Genomic DNA, 2,079 nt, shown 5'->3' on the forward strand with positions numbered 1-2,079 from the left:
GGATTAGGGCTGGGAGTAGGGCTTCGATTCGGTAGGGCGTCGGTCTCGTAGGTCGGGCGGTTCGGGGACAGGTGTTCCGGGGCCGCCCGAGCTCCCGTGGTGATCACCTATTATGTTAGGGTTGCCGATCGTAATGTAATCGACCGAGGGTGGGGAGTTCACCATGACCGAGTCGTTGCCCGCGACGGCGTTCGTCCGCGTCTCGAGGTTCACCTACGAGCCCGAGCGGTTCGCCGAGATCGACGCCATGAACCGGAAGATCTCGGAGTACCTGATCCCGGCCATCAAGCAGCTGCCGGGGATCCTGCACTTCTACGCGGCGGTCTCGCCGGAGGGCTCGGCCGTGCACGTCAGCGTCTGGGACACCGAGGAGCACGCCAAGCAGCTGGACCACTTGAAGGAGATGGTCGTCATCGCGCGCGGCGAGGCGGAGGCCGCCGGGGCGACGTTCCATCCGGTGGTCAACTACCCGATCGGCTGGACCGTCTGAGCCGACGTCGGGGATCCGGCCGCTGTGCGGGCGCGGCGGCCATTGTCGGGATCGGACCGCTATGCGGGTGCGGCGGCCATTGTCGGGATCCGGCCGCTATATGAGCGCAGCGGCCATTTGTTCATGTCGCCGAGTCGGTTGCCCGACTCTCTCAAGTGACTACTTCGAGCCCTCACCGCGTCGGCGAAATTACCTACATCCCATCGCGGCGCGTCTGCCATCATCGTGCACACGCCACGGACCCCGCCGACCCGGTGAACGGATTGTCGGCACCTGTCCATAGGCTCTGCGTCAGAACAAATCAGATTCACGACATGCGCTCCGCATGGGGGGAACCATCATGGCCACGAAACTCAGTCAGATCATCGCCATCGAGAAGGGCGTCAAGAGCAAGTCCTACGCCGAACTCACCCAGGCCCACCACGACGTCCAGAAGCAGCCGCTGCTCACCGGGCTGAGCCGCACCTACCAGGCCAAGGACGAGGACGGCGAGCAGCTGCCGCCGGAGTCCACGCGCGTGCAGGTCAAGGCCGAGGACGTGCTGCACCAGATCGCCGCCGGCCTGTCCCGGCTGTTCGACGTCACCGCCACCAAGGACTGGGCGAACTGCGTGGCGCGCGCCGACGTCGTCGTCGAGGGCCGCACGCTGCTGCGCGAAGTGCCGGTGTCCTACCTGCTGTTCCTGGAGAAGCAGCTCGCCGACCTGAACACCTTCGTCAAGAAGCTGCCGGTGCTGGACGCCGCCGAGTCCTGGACCGCCGACCCCTCCACGGACTGGTACCGCACCGAGCCGGTGCGCACGCTGCGCACCAAGAAGGTGCCGCGCAACCACGTGAAGGCCGAGGCCACCGAGAAGCACCCGGCGCAGGTCGAGGTCTACTACGAGGACATCACCGTCGGCTACTGGACGCAGACCAAGTTCTCCGGCGCACTGCCCGCGCAGCGGGTCAACGAGCTCGTGGAGCGCGTGGAGAAGCTGAGCCAGGCGGTGAAGTTCGCCCGCGAGGAGGCGAACACCTTCGAGGTCACGGACCAGCGCGTCGGCGAGGCGGTATTCGGTTACCTCTTCGCCTGAGGATTCGCTAGGATCGGCGGCGAGCGACCAAGCTTAATGTGACGCCTGAAACTGACGAACACTGTGACAGTGGGGGTTCGAATCCCTCTCTCCGCCAAACCGTGCGGAGGTAGCCCAAGTAGGTAGAGGCAGCAGTGATGAAGCTCAGACTCTCGCTCCAAGCTTAGCCCTCGCCGTCCATCGCCGGATCGACCGGAAGCGGGTCCTACACCGAGGTTGCAGGTTCGAGCCCTGTTCCCCGCTCTCTCATGCGGGGATAGCTCAATAGGAAGAGCGCGGTGCCTTAGACTTACCCGTTTTCTTAAATGCCATCGGCGTGTGTACTACGACGGCACCACACCTTTTCAGTGTGGAGAGGCCCAGGGCGGGCAAAACCCTGGGCCTCGCCCTTTTTTGGGTGCTGGGGGTGCTGGTGTCGGGTGGGTGTGGCGGGTGCGGTTGGTTTGTGGTTTTTAGAAGCTTTTTACGGCTTCGCGCATGGTTTGATGACCTCGCTGGGGGGCGCAGTCCGGTT

General features: G+C 64.4%; 2 protein-coding genes. Both read left to right on the plus strand.

Annotation, left to right across the window (positions count from 1 at the left end; translation table 11 throughout):
* Nucleotides 1–163: 163 nt before the first annotated feature.
* Nucleotides 164–490: a hypothetical protein gene (locus GWK61_RS54255; RefSeq protein ID WP_194922240.1), complete on the plus strand. Its 327-nt coding sequence runs from the start codon at nt 164–166 to the stop codon at nt 488–490.
* 340 nt (nt 491–830) lie between these two features.
* A complete protein-coding gene (locus tag GWK61_RS54260) occupies nt 831–1,565 on the plus strand; it encodes a DUF7873 family protein (RefSeq protein ID WP_194922241.1) in 735 nt (244 codons plus the stop codon).
* Nucleotides 1,566–2,079 lie beyond the last annotated feature (514 nt).

The organism is Catenulispora rubra (assembly GCF_015356825.1).
GTDB lineage: Bacteria > Actinomycetota > Actinomycetes > Streptomycetales > Catenulisporaceae > Catenulispora > Catenulispora rubra.